At 42.7% G+C, this 18,045-nt stretch carries 17 protein-coding genes; 7 read left to right on the plus strand and 10 right to left on the minus strand.

The window, feature by feature from the left end:
• Positions 1-269 precede the first annotated feature (269 nt).
• The 4 genes from AB4140_RS08780 to fadB all read right to left on the minus strand — a co-directional run bounded on the left by AB4140_RS08780 (position 270) and on the right by fadB (position 4,524).
• Positions 270-716, minus strand: a complete 447-nt coding sequence (locus tag AB4140_RS08780; protein WP_102436428.1) for an MOSC domain-containing protein — start codon at positions 714-716, stop codon at positions 270-272.
• Positions 717-718: 2 nt separating this feature from the next.
• A complete protein-coding gene (tusA, locus tag AB4140_RS08785; protein ID WP_102436430.1) occupies positions 719-964 on the minus strand; it encodes a sulfurtransferase TusA in 246 nt (81 codons plus the stop codon).
• A gap of 217 nt (positions 965-1,181) precedes the next feature.
• Complete coding sequence (gene fadA, locus AB4140_RS08790) at positions 1,182-2,351, minus strand: acetyl-CoA C-acyltransferase FadA (protein ID WP_102475870.1); 1,170 nt, start codon at positions 2,349-2,351, stop codon at positions 1,182-1,184.
• A 22-nt stretch (positions 2,352-2,373) separates the two neighbouring features.
• Positions 2,374-4,524, minus strand: a complete 2,151-nt coding sequence (gene fadB, locus AB4140_RS08795; protein ID WP_372000609.1) for a fatty acid oxidation complex subunit alpha FadB — start codon at positions 4,522-4,524, stop codon at positions 2,374-2,376.
• Positions 4,525-4,771: 247 nt separating this feature from the next.
• On the opposite strand from fadB, the gene pepQ reads away from it, so the two are divergent.
• The 4 genes from pepQ (at position 4,772) to hemG (AB4140_RS08815) (ending at position 8,951) form a co-directional block, all read left to right on the plus strand.
• Positions 4,772-6,094, plus strand: a complete 1,323-nt coding sequence (pepQ, locus tag AB4140_RS08800) for a Xaa-Pro dipeptidase (protein ID WP_102436436.1) — start codon at positions 4,772-4,774, stop codon at positions 6,092-6,094.
• Positions 6,087-6,701 (plus strand): YigZ family protein, encoded by a 615-nt coding sequence (locus tag AB4140_RS08805; RefSeq protein WP_102436438.1) that lies wholly within the window; start codon positions 6,087-6,089, stop codon positions 6,699-6,701. The genes pepQ and AB4140_RS08805 overlap by 8 nt, the downstream gene beginning before the upstream one ends.
• 183 nt (positions 6,702-6,884) lie before the next feature.
• Complete coding sequence (locus tag AB4140_RS08810) at positions 6,885-8,342, plus strand: TrkH family potassium uptake protein (protein WP_372000612.1); 1,458 nt, start codon at positions 6,885-6,887, stop codon at positions 8,340-8,342.
• 72 nt (positions 8,343-8,414) lie between these two features.
• Positions 8,415-8,951, plus strand: a complete 537-nt coding sequence (gene hemG / locus AB4140_RS08815; protein WP_102530710.1) for a menaquinone-dependent protoporphyrinogen IX dehydrogenase — start codon at positions 8,415-8,417, stop codon at positions 8,949-8,951.
• A 6-nt stretch (positions 8,952-8,957) separates the two neighbouring features.
• Here hemG (AB4140_RS08815) and AB4140_RS08820 read toward each other — a convergent pair whose 3' ends face one another.
• Entirely contained in the window at positions 8,958-9,266 is a 309-nt protein-coding gene (locus tag AB4140_RS08820; protein WP_076541734.1) for a metalloregulator ArsR/SmtB family transcription factor, read from the minus strand.
• A gap of 172 nt (positions 9,267-9,438) precedes the next feature.
• Between AB4140_RS08820 and hemG (AB4140_RS08825) the strand changes: the two genes are divergently transcribed.
• On the plus strand, positions 9,439-9,993 hold the full coding sequence (hemG, locus tag AB4140_RS08825) for a menaquinone-dependent protoporphyrinogen IX dehydrogenase (protein WP_102436444.1): 555 nt from the start codon (positions 9,439-9,441) through the stop codon (positions 9,991-9,993).
• A gap of 48 nt (positions 9,994-10,041) precedes the next feature.
• On the opposite strand, the gene AB4140_RS08830 is transcribed toward hemG (AB4140_RS08825), so the two are convergent.
• The 5 genes from AB4140_RS08830 to def are packed head-to-tail and all read right to left on the minus strand — an operon-like array spanning position 10,042 to position 15,736.
• Positions 10,042-11,484, minus strand: coding sequence for a TrkH family potassium uptake protein (locus AB4140_RS08830; protein WP_372000615.1), 1,443 nt, complete (start codon positions 11,482-11,484; stop codon positions 10,042-10,044).
• A 19-nt stretch (positions 11,485-11,503) separates the two neighbouring features.
• On the minus strand, positions 11,504-12,913 hold the full coding sequence (trkA, locus tag AB4140_RS08835; RefSeq protein WP_076541730.1) for a Trk system potassium transporter TrkA: 1,410 nt from the start codon (positions 12,911-12,913) through the stop codon (positions 11,504-11,506).
• 29 nt (positions 12,914-12,942) lie between these two features.
• Complete coding sequence (gene rsmB / locus AB4140_RS08840; RefSeq protein WP_303413294.1) at positions 12,943-14,226, minus strand: 16S rRNA (cytosine(967)-C(5))-methyltransferase RsmB; 1,284 nt, start codon at positions 14,224-14,226, stop codon at positions 12,943-12,945.
• Positions 14,226-15,215, minus strand: a complete 990-nt coding sequence (gene fmt, locus AB4140_RS08845) for a methionyl-tRNA formyltransferase (protein ID WP_102475875.1) — start codon at positions 15,213-15,215, stop codon at positions 14,226-14,228. The genes rsmB and fmt overlap by 1 nt, the downstream gene beginning before the upstream one ends.
• 8 nt (positions 15,216-15,223) lie before the next feature.
• Positions 15,224-15,736: a peptide deformylase gene (def, locus tag AB4140_RS08850; RefSeq protein ID WP_206747599.1), complete on the minus strand. Its 513-nt coding sequence runs from the start codon at positions 15,734-15,736 to the stop codon at positions 15,224-15,226.
• A gap of 135 nt (positions 15,737-15,871) precedes the next feature.
• Between def and AB4140_RS08855 the strand changes: the two genes are divergently transcribed.
• Both AB4140_RS08855 and AB4140_RS08860 read left to right on the plus strand, forming a co-directional pair.
• The gene (locus AB4140_RS08855) at positions 15,872-16,975 is read left to right on the plus strand and encodes a LysM peptidoglycan-binding domain-containing protein (RefSeq protein WP_198589321.1); all 1,104 of its coding nucleotides are present in this window, start codon (positions 15,872-15,874) and stop codon (positions 16,973-16,975) included.
• A gap of 83 nt (positions 16,976-17,058) precedes the next feature.
• Positions 17,059-17,502 (plus strand): DNA-processing protein DprA, encoded by a 444-nt coding sequence (locus AB4140_RS08860; RefSeq protein ID WP_372000618.1) that lies wholly within the window; start codon positions 17,059-17,061, stop codon positions 17,500-17,502.
• Positions 17,503-18,045: the final 543 nt, after the last annotated feature.

Consider the following 18,045-nt stretch of genomic DNA (forward strand, 5'->3'; position numbering starts at 1 on the left):
ATAATGACAGCTATCGGGTGACTGCTAGGCTGTAGAATAATTATTTGCAGCTCAGCGATATGAAGCTGGGTGTTTAGCTATTTCAATCTGATAAATTGCTGTATGTTGGTTAAATTGTGGGGGGCTTTGAACTGAGTTTTAATTAAGTCGTATAAAAATACGTGAGTATGTATCTAATTTTGCAAGTTTGTTTAGTGTAATAAAGCACTGAATAGTTATTCATTTTGCTCAGTGCAACTGTCATTAAAGATAAAACTGAATAGGCACACTTATATGGTTATTATTGAAACCTGATCATCAATTTGGATCAGGCCTTCAGTTATCACTTTACAGGTTACGCCACCACGCCAATCTGGGGTGAGGGCTTTTTCAAGACCTTGCTGTGACTGCTCCATTTTTTTACATGGGTCGGTTTCACCGGTAATCAGTAAGCTAACATCATTACCAAGTTTAATGACTTTACCAACATCTGCGGCGCTAAACTTATAGCCATCAATTAATATATTGGCTCTTCGGGTTAACCAGTCTAAATCGGCATTAATTTCATTACAGGCTAATTGCCACTGTTGCTGCGACATGACGGTCACTTGCCGTTTTCCGGGTTTTCCAAAAATATCGTTTTCAACGCCTTTTAATAAACTTACCTTGGCACAAAATACTGGCTTCATCGGCCCTTTTTTAGCAGTTTTGTAAGCAATAGCGTGTAACGAAATCATGATTAGAGGCCTTTTTTAATCAGGTATTTGTATGGTGTTTGGTTAGTATCACTTGCTAGAAGAGTATGATCCATAAACTCACAAAAGCTTGGAATATCACGGGTGGTTGCTGGATCATCAGCAGTAATTAATAGGCTTTCACCTTCTGCCATTTTACGCACAGTTTTACGGATCATCATTACAGGTTCTGGGCAACGTAAACCAAGCGCATCTAAGTGGTGGTCTGCGGCAGTAAAATCTTTAGTCATATCAATTCTTCTTACTCAACAATTGCGCTAATTTTACTCTGGTTAAAGTTTGATGCAACACTGATGCTAGCTTTATTAGTAAAGCGTGATGTTATGCTCACCGAAATATGATGTTCCACGTGAAACATTGCTTTAAAAGCAGGGATAAAAAAACCGAGCTAGATAGCTCGGTTTTTAATTTTGATGCTACTAATGTAGCTGTAATAGTAAATTAGATTTAGCTATCAACGCGCTCAAAGATAGTTGCAATGCCTTGGCCTAAACCAATACACATAGTGGCTAAACCATATTTAGCATCTTTTGCTTCCATCAAGTTAATCAGTGTTGTTGAGATACGCGTACCTGAACAACCTAATGGATGACCTAATGCAATCGCGCCACCATTTAAGTTAACTTTTTCGTCAACAACATCAGTTAAACCAAGATCTTTAACACATGGTAATGATTGCGCAGCGAATGCTTCATTCAATTCAATCACGTCCATATCATCTATGTTTAATCCAGCGCGAGCTAAGGCTTTGTTAGTTGCAGGAACTGGGCCGTAACCCATAATTGCTGCATCACAACCAGCAACCGCCATAGAGCGGATACGAGCACGAATCGGTAAACCTAATTCGCGAGCCTTTTCTTCTTCCATCACTAACATAGCTGAAGCGCCGTCAGAAAGTGCAGAAGAGGTACCCGCTGTTACTGTGCCGTTAGCTGGGTCAAACGCTGGGCGTAGACCTGATAAAGACTCTAATGACGTCTCTGGACGAATAACTTCATCGTGAGTCACTTTAATTAACGCGCCGTTTGCATCGTGTCCTTCGATAGGAACGATTTCATTATCAAAACGACCTTCAACAGTAGCAGCATGAGCGCGTTGATGAGAACGTACAGCAAAAGCGTCTTGTTGTTCACGAGTAATACCGTGCATTTTGCCTAGCATTTCAGCGGTTAAGCCCATCATGCCAGATGCTTTTGCCACGTTAGCAGCAAGACCTGGGTGGAAGTCTACACCATGGTTCATTGGTACATGACCCATGTGCTCAACACCACCAACGATAAAGGTATCGCCTTGGCCAGTCATAATTGCGCGGGCTGCTTGATGCAAGGCATCCATTGATGAACCACATAAGCGGTTAACCGTTACGGCGCCAGCTGATTTTGGAATGCCAGCTAAAAGCGCCGCGTTACGAGCAATGTTGAAACCTTGCTCAAGAGTTTGTTGCACACAACCCCAGATAACATCTTCGATATCTGTTGGATTAAGTTTTGGATTACGTGCTAATAATGATTTCATTAGCTCTGCAGATAAAGTTTCTGCACGTACATTTCTAAATACTCCAGCCTTAGAGCGGCCCATCGGAGTACGAATGCAGTCGACGATTACAGCGTTTTTCATGATGTTATTCCTTTACTGCTAATTAGGCTGGGTAGTAAGTACCGTTATTGGCTGCAAGCTCACGCATTGCATCAGTCACTTGATATAAACCACCTAAGTGAGCAAACTTGTCAGCAAGTGCAACAAAGTTAGCAACACCCATGGTATCTAGGTAACGGAATACACCGCCTCTAAATGGTGGAAAACCAATACCGTAAACCAGACCCATATCGCCTTCAGCAGGAGAAGCAATAATACCTTCTTCTAAACAACGAACCGTTTCGATAATCATTGGGATCATACAACGAGCGATAACTTCATCTGCTTCGAATTCTTTTAGCTCACCAAATTCTTTACCTAACAATTCATAGCTTGTTGGATCTAAATCTTTCTTTGGCTTACCGCGACGGTCAACAGAGTAAGAGTAGAACCCTTTAGTATTCTTCTGACCAAAGCGCTCACTTTCAAACATGATGTCGATAGCATCTTTGCCATTTTTACCCATGCGGTCAGGGAAACCTTCAGCCATAACTGCTTGTGCATGATGACCTGTATCTAGACCAACAACGTCAAGTAAGTATGCTGGGCCCATTGGCCAACCGAATTGCTTTTCCATTACTTTATCGATTTTGGCAAAATCAGCACCGTCAGCCAGTAAACCACTGAAGCCGGCAAAGTAAGGGAACAATACGCGGTTAACAAAGAAACCTGGGCAATCGTTAACAACGATAGGAGTTTTACCCATTTTGCTGGCGTATGCCACAACAGAAGCAATCGTTTCTTCTGAGCTGTTTTCGCCACGAATGACTTCAACTAATGGCATTTTATGTACTGGGTTAAAGAAGTGCATGCCGCAGAAGCGCTCTGGCTTCTTCATGCTCTTCGCTAATAAGTTGATTGAGATAGTAGAGGTGTTTGATGCAATGATGGCATCATCTGCAACATAACCTTCAACTTCAGCTAATACAGACGCTTTAACTTTAGGATGCTCAACTACAGCTTCAACGATAACGTCAGCATCTTTAATGGGGGCATAATCTAACGCTGGAGTGATGTTGTTTAAAACTGCTGCCATTTTAGCTGGGGTAGAACGGCCACGCTTAACTTGCGCTGTCAGTAATTTAGCCGCTTCGCCTAAACCTAAATCTAATGCAGGTTGGGCGATGTCTTTCATGACAATCGGTGTACCTTTACTTGCACTTTGGTAAGCGATACCGCCACCCATGATGCCAGCGCCTAATACTGCAGCGCTGTTTACTTTCTTAGCCAGTTTACCGGCTTTCTTAGCTTTACCTTTAACGAACTGGTCGTTTAAGAAAATGCCAATTAATGCCGTGGCAACTTCAGTTTTCGCTAATTTGATGAAAGCTTTATTTTCTACTTTTAGCGCTTCTGCGCGATCAAGTGTTGCAGCTTGTTCAATAACGTTAACTGCCATCATAGGTGCAGGGTAATGTTTACCTGCAACTTTAAAGACCATGCCTTTAGCCGTTGCAAACGACATCATGGCTTCAAGCTTTGGCAATGTAAGTGGTTTAAGTTTACGTGCGCGGCGAGACTGCCAATCTAACTTTTCGTTGATGGCATCTTTTAGCATTTGTAGAGCAGCAGCTTCTAAATTTTCAGGTGCAACAACCGCATCAATAGCGCCAACTTTTAAAGCAGCCTCTGGGCGTTGATCTTTACCTGTGGTGATCCATTCTAGTGCGTTGTCAGCACCAATCAAACGAGGTAAGCGCACAGTACCACCAAAACCTGGGATTAAACCAAGCTTGGTTTCTGGCAAGCCTATACGGGCGTTGGTGTCAGCGATGCGTAAGTCAGTCGCAAGGATAGCTTCACAACCGCCACCTAATGCAAAACCATTTACAGCAGAAGCTGTTGGGAATGGTAAGTCTTCAAGTTTATCAAATACTGCGCTGGCTTGTTCGACCCAAGATAATAAGGTGGCATCATCTTGCTCAAATAAACCTAAAAATTCTGTGATATCAGCGCCAACGATAAAGGTACTTTTACCAGAGGTAACCAGTAGGCCTTGTATGTTGGTGTTTTGCTTGATGCTTTCTAATGCAGCATCTAATGAAGAAAGAGTTTCTTTATCGAATTTATTTACCGAACCTGGTGCGTTAAAGCACAGCTTGGCAATATTATCCTCTAATAACTCAACTTGAATCGTAGGACTTTGGTAGATCATTGCTTGCTTCCTTTTTGCTAAAAGCGACTTCAACATCACAATCACTGTGTTGTTATCTAGCTTTGTTTTCACAGCAGCGACGGCCATCATTTGACCAGTTGCCAAACAGTGTGCGACGAAATGAAATAAAATACAACACCCAATTTAAACGTCCGTTTAAATAATTGGCAGCTAGAGTCAATTTTGCCCTTTGTGATACACTTCACAAGTTCTTTCATAACAAAAAATCATTACAGGGACTGAAATAATGGATCAGCTTGCTCATTTTTATCATGCACACATTGCAGAACTAAATCGCCGTGTTGCCGAAATAACACAAAGTGAACAGCTTGATGGGTTAGTTATTCATTCAGGCCAGGCTCATCGCCAGTTTCTTGATGATTTAAGTTACCCATTTAAAGTTAATCCACAGTTTAAAGCCTGGTTACCTGTGCTTGATAACCCCAATTGTTGGGTTGTCGCTAACGGAGTTGATAAACCGCAGCTGATATTTTATCGCCCGGTGGATTTTTGGCATAAAGTCAGTGATGAGCCCAATGATTTTTGGGCTGAACATTTTGAGATTAAATTGCTGACTAAAGCAGACCAAGTGGCGCAATTATTACCGGCTGATTTATCGCACTGGGCATATATTGGTGAGCATATTGATGTGGCTGAAGTGCTCGGCATCAGTTGCTGTAATCCTGATGCGGTAATGAATTACCTGCATTATCACCGCGCCGATAAAACCCAGTACGAACTGGAATGTTTGCGCCGCGCTAACCAAACTGCAATAAAAGGCCACTTAGCGGCTAAGAATGCTTTTTATAATGGTGGCAGCGAGTTTGAAATTCAGCAGCAGTATTTATCCGCCATTGGCCAAACTGAAAACGAAGTACCCTATGGCAATATTGTTGCCCTTAACCAAAATGCGGCGATATTGCATTACACCGTATTAGAGCATCAAATCCCGTCACCACGGTTATCATTCTTAATCGATGCGGGCGCTAACTATAATGGTTATGCATCTGACATTACCCGTACTTACTCTTTTGAGAAAAATAGTTTCTACGAGTTGATTGTGGAGATGAACAAGTTGCAGTTGTCACTAGTCGATATGATGAAGCCTGGGGTTAAATACCCTGATTTACACTTACGTTTTCATGCAAAACTGGCTAATTTGATGTTGGACTTTAATTTGGCAACAGGTGATGCTCAAGGCTTGGTCGAGCAGGGGATTACCAGTGTTTTCTGCCCCCATGGTTTAGGCCACATGCTGGGGTTACAAGTACACGATATGGGCGGCTTTTTAGGTGATGAAGCAGGCACCCATATTCCGACACCAGCTGGGCATCCATTTTTACGTTGCACCCGTGAAATCGCCGCTAACCAAGTTTTTACTATTGAACCGGGGATATATATTATCGACTCATTACTGGCAGGACTAAAAGCCGATCGGCGACAATCGCAAATAAATTGGGATAAAGTCGACGAATTAAGACCTTTTGGCGGCATTCGAATTGAAGATAATGTTATTGTGCACCAAGATAGAAACGAAAACATGACCCGAGAGCTAGGTCTCATTGACTGAACAATACCAAATACCCAATCAAACACTCACCATCGAAGAAGATATCAAGCACAGTCGATTTATCACTGTGCTGTTTCACTGTAGTAGTGAATTAGAGTTGAAGTGTGCGCTTACTAATATGAGGCTGGAATACCCGGGCGCTAACCATTATTGCTATGCTTTTGTGGCGTCCGATCCGCAAAATAGTATTGCCATTGGCAGCAGCGACGATGGCGAGCCTGCAGGCAGTGCTGGTCGGCCGATGTTAGCAACGTTACAAGGTTCAAATATTGGTGAGATTGGCGCTATTGTAGTGCGCTACTTTGGCGGCACTAAGTTAGGCGTGGGTGGCTTAGTGCGGGCTTACTCATCGGGGATCAAGTCTGGTTTAACCGAACTTGAAACTAAAACGAAATATATTCGCTATAGTACTAAGCTGAGTTGCAGTTACCCGCAACTTAATCAAATTGAATATTTGGTTAATCAATTTGATGGTGTTATCAGCAATAAAGTCTTTACTGATGTTATCGAAATTGAATTTGAAATTGCCAAAGCATTTCATGATGACTTTAATCGTGAGCTGGCCACCCAAACCCAAGGTCAGCTTAAGGCAAAGTTTAACGTTTGATGAGTGTAAAAAGTATGCCAAAATACAAAGTCATAACGATAATAAGCTCAATTGTTAATCGCTGATCTTTAAAGATGTGATTAGCTGAGGTGTTATGGCTTATTAGCGCGCCCGAGTCTTGGGCGGCATTAACAACGATGCTCTCAAATTAGTGCAAAATAAAACCTATGCGATATAAACACAGTGCAATATAAAACAATTATTAGAATCACTGGCCTGCTGATGGGATTATTTTCTATCACTATGCTGCCACCTGCATTAGTCGCCATTTTTTATAAAGATGGCGGCGGTACTGCATTTATACAGGCGTTTTGCGTCAGTTTATTTTTAGGTTTTTTACTTTGGTATCCAAACCGGGCTCAAAAAGGCGATTTGCGCACCCGCGAAGGCTTTTTGATTGTGGTGATGTTTTGGACGGTACTGGGCTCCATCGGGGCACTACCATTTATCTTTTCTACCGAGCCCGACTTAAGTTGGACAGACAGCTTCTTTGAATCCTTTTCAGCGTTGACTACCACAGGGGCCACCGTGATTGTCGGCCTCGATGATTTACCCAAAGCGATATTGTTTTATCGACATCTGCTGCAGTGGATGGGTGGCATGGGGATCATTGTGCTCGCGGTAGCCATTTTGCCGCTGTTAGGTATTGGTGGTATGCAGCTCTATAAAGCTGAAATACCCGGGCCGGTAAAAGACAGTAAGATGAAACCGCGAATTGCCGAGACCGCCAAGGCGCTTTGGTATATCTACTTATTATTAACTGTGGCTTGTGCGACAGCATTTTATTTTGCTGGCATGAGCGCCTTTGATGCTATTTGTCATTCATTCTCGACCATTGCTATTGGTGGTTTCTCAACTCATGATGCCAGTATTGGCTATTTTAATAGCCCGCTGATCAATGTTATTTGTGCGGTGTTTTTACTGATTGCGGCTGTTAACTTTAGCCTGCATTTCGCCGCGTTCAGTTGGCGGGGGATTAATTTTAAAGTCTATTTTCGTGATGCTGAATTTAAAGCCTTAATTGGTATTCAATTGGTATTAACCGCTATTTGTTTCGCGACTTTATATAATGCTGGCATATATGATTCGCCAGAGCAGACCTTAGATTATGCTTTTTTCCAGGTGGTGTCGATATCCACTACGGCTGGTTTTGGCACCGAAAGTTTTAACTCTTGGCCATTGTTTTTGCCTATATTATTAATCTTTTCTAGTTTTATTGGTGGTTGTGCTGGCTCTACCGGGGGCGGCATGAAAGTGATCCGCTTTGTGCTCTTGTTGCTACAAGGCTCTCGTGAAATGAAGCGTTTAATACACCCTAAGGCCATGTATTCGATTCGAATTGGTAAGTCTGCTTTGCCTGATCGTGTCATTGATGCGGTATGGGGATTTTTCTCTGCGTATGCCTTAGTGTTTGTCATTTGTATGGTGCTATTAATGGCAATGGAAATGGACGCCATTACCGCCTTTAGTGCAACAGCTGCCAGTATTAATAATCTAGGCCCAGGCTTAGGAGAGGTGTCCAGTAACTATGCCAGCGTGACTGATGGGGCTAAATGGGTGTTGGTACTGGCCATGCTATTTGGCCGTTTAGAGGTGTTTACCTTGTTAGTGTTATTTACGCCGACTTTTTGGAAAAACTAATGAGCTAGCTATTTTCAATGGGTATTTAGCGCTTATTACTGTTGAGGAAATCGTCGATTAAAAGGAAGAGATATGCTTAAAAGCATCATGATATATTCGACAGTCGATGGACAAACTTTGTCTATTTGTAACAAGCTTAAGTTGATGCTAGAAGAGGCTGGCGAACAGGTGACTTTGGTTTCTCTTGTTGAAGCAAAGTCGTTACCACTCACGGACTTTGACAAGGTACTCATAGGCGCCAGCATTCGTTATGGCAAACATCGACCTGAGCTTTATGAGTTCATACAGGCAAACCTGAGCAGCTTGTCCTCAATGAAAAGCGCATTTTTTACGGTAAATGTTGTTGCTCGAAAGCCCCTTAAAAATACCCCTGAAACCAATCCGTATATGCAAAAGTTTCTGCAATTATCTCAATGGCAGCCTAACTTATTAGGCGTGTTTGCAGGGAAGATAGATTACCCGAAGTATCGCACCATGGATAGAGTGATGATCCGCTTTATCATGTGGATGACCAAAGGGCCAACAGATATCACAGGTACTTATGAGTTTACCGATTGGAATAAAGTCGATGAGTTTGCCAATGACTTTATTCAGCTTAATAGTCGTTAAGGCTTATTAAGCTGCGCAATATAAACGATGCAAAATTGAGATAACTTCAGTCACTTCAGCATTTTTTAGGGTGTAATACACGTTCTGTGAGCTTTTACGAGTATTGACTAAATCTTGGGCTCGAATGACTGCAAGGTGTTGAGATAATGCTGATTGGCTTAATGGCACCGTTTCATTTAATTCAGTGACACTGCGTTCTTTTTCCAGCAGTAAACACAAAATCATCAATCGATAAGGATTAGCAATCGCTTTTAGCCATTTGGCTGCCATCTCGGCATTACCTAGCATCGACTCTACATCAATATTTTTAGACATTTATTTACCTATTACTGATTTAATACTCAGATTCATCATACTGCTGGCGAACTTAGATCTCAATTTTATCATCTAATTATATGAGACGTTTCTAATTTGTGATCAAAGAGCACGATTATAATAGCCTTTTTTGTAACAATGGCTGCTTATTCAAGCAACAATCGGTGTTGAAATGGCAAAAACTTTAGTTATTTATTATTCAAGAGGTGGGCATACTGCACAAATTAGTCGTGCAATTGCAGAGCAGATTGTCCATAACGGTCATCAGTGTGATGTGGTCAATATTCTTGATAATAACCATGCTGACATTGATTGGGCAAGCTATGATGTTATTGCGTTAGGAGCTTGTGTTTTATATGGTTCTTATCATAAGTCGGTATTTGAATTTGTTAATCGTTACCAACAACAGCTGAGCAGCAAGCCCAATAGCTTTTTCTGTGTCAACGTTGTGGCACGTAAGCCTGAAAAACGCATTCCAGAAAATAATAAATACCTACAAAAGTTTATTGAGCTTTCACCTTGGCAGCCACAAGATGTCAAAATCATTGCAGGTAAAGTGAATTACCCATCGTGGACTTGGTATGACAGCTTGGCGATTCGCTTAATTATGAAAATGACTGACGGCCCGACTGATCCTAAGAGCGTGATTGATTACACTGATTGGGAAGATGTGAAAGTGTATGCCGATCATGTAGTCAGCCTTGGGGTTACAGCGGTCGCGAGCTAGCTCTTTGAGTTAGCTTGTTACGTTAGTACTTCAAGCTAGTGCGTCTAATTAGTACTTCCAAAATTTGGGGGCGAACAGTACCGCCACGGTAATGATTTCTAATCGCCCCAATAACATTCCAAAAGCCAGCGCCCATTTAGCGGTATCCGGTAAGCTGGCAAAATTACCCGCAGGCCCAATAACAGGCCCAAGACCTGGGCCGACATTAGTTACCGCAGTAATGGCGCCTGAAATACTGGTTACAGGATCTAAGCCTGTGAGCACCAAGGTCACCGCAAGTAATATAATCACAATCAAAAACAGCATGATAAAGGCCATAATTGAGCGAATAATATCATTATCAATGACGCGATGATTATAGCGCTTACTGACTACAGCTTGAGGATGGACTTGTTGAGTTAATTGCTGGAGCATGACTTTAAGTGAAATCTGAAAGCGAAATATTTTAATCCCACCAGAGGTCGAGCCGGAGCAGCTACCAGCAAACATCAGAAATAAAAAACTGATACTGGCAAAAGCGCCCCATGCCTGATAATCGGTTAAGCCATAGCCAGTCGTTGTAACCACTGAGATGACGTTAAACCCAGATAGGCGCATGGCGTCGAGCAGTGCCATATCTGATTTGAACCAAAGCCAAAAGCCAAGGGTTACCGACACCAAGATGATAAATTTTATAAAGCCTTTAACTTGTTCGTCATTCCATATCTTTAAGGTTTTTTGCTGAATGCTTTGTACAAACATCAGCAGCGGCAAGCCTCCTGCAGCCATAAACACAATTGCGACCCAATGGGCTGCTGGAGTAAAAGCTGACATTGAGCTATCAGACGTTGAATAGCCGCCAGTAGACAGTGTGGTCATGGCATGATTAATGGCTTCAAACCAATGCATCCCCGACAAGTGGTAGGCCAAGGCACATAACACGGTAAGCACAACATAGACCTCAAAAAGGTATTTGGCCATGTGTTGGGTCCGTGGAGTGGTTTTGTCGCTCCAGTCTGACGACTCGGTGCGAAACAGGCGCATACCACCGACATTGAGAAAAGGCAGAATGGCTACCGCCATGACAATAAAACCGATCCCACCAAGCCATTGTAATAGGGATCGCCAAATTAAAATGCTGTGGTCCATGTCGTCTAAGCCTGACAGCACAGTTGAGCCTGTGGTGGTGATGCCGGACATGGTTTCGAAAAAGGCGTCGGTATAGTTAATACCGTGGTAAAGGGTGAAAGGTAAGGCGGCAAATAAACTGACTACCAGCCAAGTCATGCTGGTGAGAAAAAACATATCGCAGATATTAAGGTTAACGTCGCTGCTGCGGCCAGCTTGAATACATAAAATCGCGACTAAGCCGCTAAACAAACCGGACATCATAAATGCGCCGATAGTTTCTTCATGATAAAACAGCGCAAAAGCCATTGGCACCAGCATGAAGCCAGTGAGAATAGATAAAAAAGCGCCAATGACAAACAGTAGCGGTTTTAAATTCAGCATAGTGCCATTAATGGTGACGCTAGAAGAAAAACGCGCTCGGTTGGAACAGCTTTTCTACATCGCCAATGAACTTTTTATTTACTAAAAATAGAATCACATGATCTCCTTCTTCAATGACGGTTTTATCATGACCCATAATCACTTCATCATTTCTAACGATAGCGCCAATGGTCGTTCCTGGGGGTAATTTTATGTCGCTGATTTGCTTGCCGACCACTTTTGAGGTGGAAGAACTGCCATGGGCAATGGCTTCGATAGCTTCAGCTGCGCCGCGACGTAATGAGTAAACATTACAAATATCGCCTTGGCGGATATGGGTCAGTAAGGCTGAAATGGTGGTTTGCTGCGGTGAAATTGCAATATCGATATTGGCTTCTTGGACAATATCCACATAGGCTTCACGTTGAATAAGCACCATGACTTTTTTGGCGCCCATTCGCTTAGCTAATAGCGCCGACATAATGTTAGCTTCGTCATCATTGGTGACAGCTATAAACACATCTGTTTGGTCAATGTGCTCTTCTTGCAGTAACTCTTGATCCGATGCATCACCGTTAAATACTGTGCAGTTTTCTAACCTTTCTGACAGGCTTTCTGCGCGCTCTAAACTGTGTTCAATGAGTTTGACTGAGTGCTTTTTTTGTAATCTTTTTGCAAGGCCATAACCAATATTACCGCCACCGGCGATCATGATATTACGGTAAGAATTATCCAGCTTTTGCATTTCACTCATCACCGCTCGCACATGGCGGGTGTCGGCAACGAAAAACACTTCATCATCGGCTTCGATAATGGTGGTACCGCGGGGCATAATCGCTTTGCCTTTACGGAAAATAGCCGCGACCCGGGTATCAATATTCGGCATATGTTCACGCAGCGTTGCCAGCGCGTTACCCACTAATGGCCCACCATAATAAGCCTTAATGGCCACTAGGCTTAATTTGCCTTTAGCAAACTCGAGTACTTGCAGTGCGCCAGGGTATTGCACTAAACGTTCAATATAGGCGGTAACAAGTTGCTCTGGGGCAATCAATTCATCAATAACAAAGCCACCACGTAATTTGGTGTCACTGTTTTTAACTTCGGTATTGATGAACAATTTGTCGCGCTGCTCAAGGTAAGCTTCTGAGCGGATCCGGGCTATTTTGGTTGGGGTGCCAAATAAGCTGTATGCAATATGGCATGCAGCCATATTGCATTCATCACTATTGGTGACTGCAATTAGCATATCGGCATCTTCTGCGCCGGCCCTTTTTAAGGTGCTCGGGTGAGCACCATGGCCGATGACGGTTTGCAAATCGAATTTATCTTGTAAGTATTTAACTCTGGCGCGGTTATTATCCACTAAGGTGATGTCGTTATTTTCACCGACGAGGTTTTCAGCCAGTGTGCCGCCAACTTGGCCTGCGCCCAAAATAATAATTTTCATTGCTGTGCGGGTATCCCTACTAAACGAGCTTAAAGCGCTTTAACTAAACGTGCGTAGTAAAAGCCATCACAATTGTTTTGGCCTGGTAGCAATTGCCAACCAATATCATCAGCAGATGATTGTTGGGCGATTGGTACTAATGTCGCATCGCTTGTTCTTTGTAAAAATTGCTCTATTTGCTGGCTGTTTTCTTCTGGCAAAATTGAGCAAGTGGCATAAAGGATGGTGCCGCCGGGTTTCAGCCATTTCCAGCAATGATCAATGATTTGTTGTTGCAGTAAAGCCAGTTCATCAATATCACTGTTTTTACGTAGCCACTTAATGTCAGGGTGGCGACGAATGACACCGGTTGCAGAGCAAGGGGCATCTAATAAGATCCTGTCAAACTTTTCACCTTGCCACCAAGTATCAATATTGGCTGCATCACCATGAATAACTTGCGCTTTTAATTGTAATCTGTCCAGATTTTGTTGCACACGCTCTAAGCGTTTTTCATCAAAATCTACCGCGACTAGACTAATGTTTGGCGCAGTTTCTATTAGATGGCAGGTTTTTCCGCCGGGTGCAGCACAGGCATCAAGAACCAGTTCATTAGTTTCTGGTGCTAATAGCGTTGCTGCCCACTGCGCGGCCCCATCTTGTACTGAGGCTGAGCCTTCAGCAAAACCGGGTAATCGCATTACATCTGTTGGACTAGCAAGTAAAATCGCATCATCACTCGCACCGGCACTGGCTTCTACTTCTTGTTCAGCAAGTAGCGCTAAGTATTGCTCACGGGTTTGTGATAGCTGATTGTTGCGCAGCCACATTGGTGGGCGTTGATGGCTTTGCTCAATAACTTGTTGCCATTGATCTGGGTAGGCCGATTTTAGGCGTTTAATAAACCAAGCAGGAGTATTGTATTTCAGGGTGTCGTTGTCAGTATTTAGTGGTGCTTCTTTACGTTGAATATTACGAAGAACACCATTAACCACTTTAACTAAACCATCAAATTTCATTTGGCGGCAGGCTTCAGCGGTTTCTGAAATGGCCGCATGAGCAGGAATTCGAGTGAAGTAAAGCTGATAACAACCCACCAATAATAATTGGTGCAATATACGCTGCTTACCTTTAAAGGGTTTGCTTAAGCAGTCACTGACACATTTATCCAGTTGTGGCAGTTGACGCATTACGCCATAACAAAGTTCTGCTAATAGGGCTTTGTCTTTACCATTTTCGAGATGTTGTTGTTGATCTGGCAAGGCCACCGATAGTGAAATGCCTTTCTCAAGTACATTGAAAATGGCTTTGGCTGCGAGCGCTCTAACATTCATTATGGCTGTGCCTCATTGTCTTCTTTCGCGACTGGGTTAAAGTTTACCCCTGGGGCAAACCAGTCTGCGCGTGAGTTAAGAATATCTGCGACAGGCATTTGCTTTTTACCCGGTAATTGCATGACTTGTAGCTGCAAAGAGCCTTCGCCTGTAGCGACGGTGACACCTTGCTTATTGCTGTCTAGTACGGTACCAGGTGTGGCATTAGTGCCATTACTATCAACAGCATTATTGTAACTCGCTTGCCATACCTTGATGGTATTGCCTTGGTGGCTAAAATGACTAGCTGGCCAAGGGTTAAAGGCGCGAATTTCTTGCCATAATTGTTTCGCAGGCTTAGTCCAATCTATTTGAGCTTCTTCTTTAGATAACTTTTCAGCATAGTTAGCTAAAGATTCATCTTGTTGTTCAGCAACGAGGGTGCCTTTGCTTAAACCTTCAAGCGCTTCTATTAACGCTGGCGGTCCTTGTTCGGCTAATTTGCTATACAAGGTTGCAGAAGTGTCGGTGTCTTCAATTTTAAGCGACGTTTTAAGTAACATGTCACCAGTATCTAAACCGATATCCATTTGCATAATCGTGACGCCAGTTTCGCTGTCACCAGCCCAAAGCGCGCGCTGGATTGGCGCGGCGCCACGCCAGCGAGGCAATATAGAACCGTGTACATTAATACAACCCAGTTTTGGCGTATCTAATACTATCTTTGGCAGGATTAATCCGTATGCAACGACGACCATAATGTCAGCGTTTAAGGCAGCAAGCTCTGCTTGGGCATCCTCTTTGCGTAATGATGGCGGCTGATATACAGGGATATCGTTGGCAACAGCAAGCTGCTTTACCGGGCTTGCTTGCAGTTTTTTGCCACGGCCCGCAGGTCTATCTGGCTGCGAATACACCGCAATCACATTGTGGTCGGAATTAATAAGTGCCTGCAAATGTAAAGCGGCAAAGTCTGGCGTGCCAGCAAAGATAATATTTAACGGTTTCAAATGGAGTCCTATGCTTCTTTTGCTTCTAAACGGGCTTCTTTCTCAAGTTTAGTCTTGATACGGTCACGTTTCATTTTTGACAAGTAATCGACGAACAACTTGCCTTTTAAATGATCCATTTCGTGCTGTAGACAGATGGCAAATAGCTCATCCGCTTCAACCGTAAACTCTTTACCGTGACGATCTTGGGCTTTTAAGGTAACAAATTCAGCACGATCAACTTTAGCGTAAATGCCCGGAACCGAAAGACAGCCTTCTTCATTAGTGAACTCGCCGCTTTTGCTGACAATCTCAGGATTAATGAAAATGGTCGGACGCTCAACTTCATCCTGCAGGTCCATCACAATTAATTGTTGATGGAAATCTACCTGAGTAGCCGCAAGTCCAATGCCTTTTTCCTCGTACATTGTTTCAAGCATGTTATCTATTTGGGTTTGCAAAACCTCACCAAAATCGGTGACAGGCTTAGCAACTGTGCGTAATCTTTCATCTGGAAAACGTAAAACTTTTAATAATGGCATATATAAACTCTTAACAAGTCTGTCAAATTTCAGCCAGTTAGCTATACTGGCTTGGTTAATGGGTTAATTTTAATCCTTACTGACTATCAATAACAGCAAAAGCTCTAATAAAGAGCTAAACACATGGAATGAACCATGAAACGGATATTTTTACTCGCGTTTTTGACACTAAGTACCATAGCCTCAACCTTGGTTTTGGCTGATAAATTAACATTAAAGTCTGGTCACCCCGATTCATATATCGTTAAAAAAGGCGATACGCTGTGGGATATATCAGCCTTTTTCTTAGACGATCCTTGGCGTTGGCCTAAATTATGGGGCGCAAATCCACAGATTGCGAACCCGCATTTAATTTATCCTGGCGATCGACTCACCTTAGTGTTTATCGATGGACAACCACGGTTAGTATTAAAGCAGCATATCAAAAAAGGCCCTGAAGGGCGCATTAGCGACAAAGGTGGTCCAATCCCTGCTATTGATTTATCACTGATCCAGCCTTATTTGGTGCAAAACCGAATCGTAGACCCAGAATGGCTTGATGGCTTGCCAATGATCCTTGCTGGTGAAAGTCCATCTCGTCATCATACAGTAGGAGATGTGGTTTATATTAATGCCAATTTACCTGTTGGTGAAAAGCTGGCGGTATACCAAGAAGGTAGAGAGTTTTTTGATAAAGAAAATAGCGAGTTACTAGGGCAAGAAATTATTTTGACTGCCAGTGGTCGAGTGATTGAATCTGGCGACATTTCAAAAGTACAATTACTGAGTAACTTACGCGAATCGAAAGCCGGTTTTAAAGTTGCACCGGTAGAAGATGAAGCGCTGATGTCAGCTTACTTTATTCCTAAAGCGGCGCCAGAGTCTGTGCCTGCTAACGTGTTAGCCATTGAGAAAGATATTCGTGAAGTTGGCAAGCTAGATATCGTTTATCTTGATAAAGGGGCTGTTGATGGTATCGACACCGGTCATGTGTTTGGTATTTATCGCAATGGTGAAACCATTGTCATCAATAGTGACGGCATGCCGGTATCAACCATTGATCGTAGTGCTTACGACAACTTAAAAGCCAAAATATCTGACGATAATGCGATTACCATGCCTGATATTTTCCATGGCAAGTTAATGGTGTTTAAAGTTTTCGAAAAGACCAGTATGGCGATTATTATTGCCAATGAACGTCCTGTGCGAGTTGACGATAAGTTAGTCACCCCTAAGACGACTGAGTTAAAAGGCGAGTAATCGATAATAAACTGGTCGACTGGCTAGTTGTTTGTGCAGTATCCGGGCTAGGACCCGCCCGGATTCAACAATTATTAACTCAAATGGATGTTGAGGAATTACGGCAACGTTTAGAGTTTGAAAAGCAGTCTTTGCCATTATCGGCAAAGCTGCTGTCTCAATGCCAAATTGATTTTGATAAAGTTGATTTGGCCATTGAGTGGCTTAATCTATCCCCGCAACATCACATTGTTACTTTGTCAGACCCTGACTATCCCGCATTACTGCAACAAATATCAGATCCTCCCGGAGTGTTATTTATTAAAGGCCAACTCGAAGCCTTGCTACGACCTTCAATTGGCATGGTGGGGAGTCGCAATGCATCCGTTGGTGGTTTGAATATGGCAAAGGCGTTAGCCACAGAGATGGTTCAGATGGGCTTTTCAATAACCAGCGGTATGGCGGCTGGGAGCTTTTGTGGAATGTTGTTTCTTGTCAGTCCGGATGCAACTTGCACTGCGCTCCACTTATTGTATTGTTTTTGCTAATCTTTTTTTAGTGCTCGTTATTTCGTTTTGATTTTTGTTATGTTGACAATTGTCAATTGCTTTCTATAGTAATCAATAGTGCTTTTTTTATTTGTTGAAAGTGGCTTTTTGATTTAACTCAATTGATTCTTGATTTTCGAAGAGGCGTAGTAGTGAAACAGCTTGATGCAACTATACATTTTGACGCGGGCGCATTCATATCTTGCGCTATCGCAAATGCACCTCTGAGTGTAAACCGGTATATATTTATTTTACATAAGAATAAAGACACTTCGTGTGTTCTAGAAACACAACGAGGTAGAGAACTTATCTTTAAAACTTATGACGCAGCAGTCGGGGTAGCAAAAGAAATTGGGTTTAGAAAGGTTCTAATCAATCTATTGTAGAGGAATAACTATGGCTGAGAAATATACAGTTAACATCTTTTATAAAGGTAGACCGAGAAATGTAAATTTGGATACGCTCGAGATATTAGGTGAAGATCTAGCCATAAGTTTAACTAGAACGTTTGAAGACTATGTTTCTCGATACAAGGGGGGGGGG

Origin of the sequence: Shewanella sp. 10N.286.51.B2 (assembly GCF_041469265.1) — a bacterium.
Taxonomy (GTDB): Bacteria; Pseudomonadota; Gammaproteobacteria; order Enterobacterales; family Shewanellaceae; genus Shewanella.